The sequence below is a fragment of the Pectobacterium brasiliense genome (assembly GCF_013449685.1).
Classification (GTDB): domain Bacteria; phylum Pseudomonadota; class Gammaproteobacteria; order Enterobacterales; family Enterobacteriaceae; genus Pectobacterium; species Pectobacterium brasiliense_A.
Genome location: NZ_JACDSF010000118.1, coordinates 1 through 1,146, shown reverse-complemented (window position 1 = coordinate 1,146; position 1,146 = coordinate 1). Strand labels below are relative to the sequence as shown.

3 protein-coding genes are annotated in these 1,146 nt (G+C 57.0%); all 3 read left to right on the top strand.

The features are described from left to right. Positions 1–45 precede the first annotated feature (45 nt). Positions 46–267, top strand: coding sequence for a hypothetical protein (locus H0248_RS21535; protein WP_024359933.1), 222 nt, complete (start codon positions 46–48; stop codon positions 265–267). Positions 268–337: 70 nt separating this feature from the next. Further along, entirely contained in the window at positions 338–952 is a 615-nt protein-coding gene (locus H0248_RS21530) for a lytic transglycosylase domain-containing protein (protein ID WP_180787428.1), read from the top strand. Continuing rightward, positions 949–1,146, top strand: a 198-nt coding sequence (locus H0248_RS21525) for a TrbC/VirB2 family protein (RefSeq protein ID WP_374705286.1), incomplete at its 3' end; no start/stop codon positions are given. The genes H0248_RS21530 and H0248_RS21525, both read left to right, overlap by 4 nt.

The window sequence follows — 1,146 nt, the reverse complement described above, 5'->3', positions numbered from 1 at the left end:
GTGACATTTATTTAACTCATCGTTGTTTTTAGTAGAGGAGGCCTCATGCGAAAACCCATTTATCACGTATTTGTCACCCAGGAAAGTCAACCCGATGCACAGGGCGAAATAAACACGTATTGGACCAGGGTTGGCGTGGCGTTTGCTCATAACGGTAAGTCTGGCCTGAATATCATGCTGACACCCGGTATTGCTGTCTCCGGCAAGCTGGTGCTGCTTGAACCCAGAGAAGATAGCGGCATTTCGCAGGATACCGCCTCTGCTTAATCCGCTTTTGACCTTCCTCCGGCAGGGGCTTGGTATACACCCNNCCACCACAGCCTTTCTTACGCTGTCGATGCAGTGCGCCACCAGCATTCACCCGTCCACGGCGCTTGATGTGGCGCGGGTCGAATCCAGCTTGAATCCGTACGCCATCGCTGAGATTCTGCCCGGTGGCAAAGGCGTGACTTCACATTCCCCCGCCAGCAGGGATGAGGCCGCCAACATCATTAGACAGCTGACGGCACAGGGCCGACGCTATTCGGTCGGGCTGATGCAAATCACCAGCACCAATTTCCGTCATTACGGCGTGACCGCCCGCGACCTTCTTGACCCCTGTACCAACCTGTCCGTCTTTGAGCACATCCTCAGCGACTGCTACCGCCGCGGCGGTTCCCTCAAGCGTGCACTCAGTTGCTACTACTCGGGAAATTTCACGACCGGCCAACAGCCGGAATCCGCGTTTAACCAGACCAGCTACATCCAGCGCATCGGCTACGCCGTACCGTCAACGCGGGAAGACCGGCAGCGACCTCCCGCCGAAAAGCTCGTGCCGGAAATCCATTACCCCACCGCTGTAATGCGTGGCGAGCTTACCGATAACGCTGCGCCAGTTCTGACATCCCTGCGCTACCCCAACGCCGTGATACGCGGCGCGTTACCCATCCCCTGCTCCCAGGAGGAACAATGATGAAACGAAAGCCCGTCCTCACGTCCTTGCTAATGACAACCCCTGTGCTGGCAGCAGACAGCGGGTTTAATAAAGCCAATGAGACGCTGAGCAACACTTCCACCGGCCTGCTCGGGCTGGCTGCCGTCACTATCACGCTGGCCACCATGTGGGTGGGATACAAAGTGTTGTTTGACGGCAAGAGCCTGCATGAC

Coding starts and splice junctions, on each gene's coding strand:
- H0248_RS21535 (WP_024359933.1), top strand. CDS start 46: ATGCGAAAACCCATTTATCACGTATTTGTCACCCAGGAAAGTCAACCC.
- H0248_RS21530 (WP_180787428.1), top strand. CDS start 338: ATGCAGTGCGCCACCAGCATTCACCCGTCCACGGCGCTTGATGTGGCG.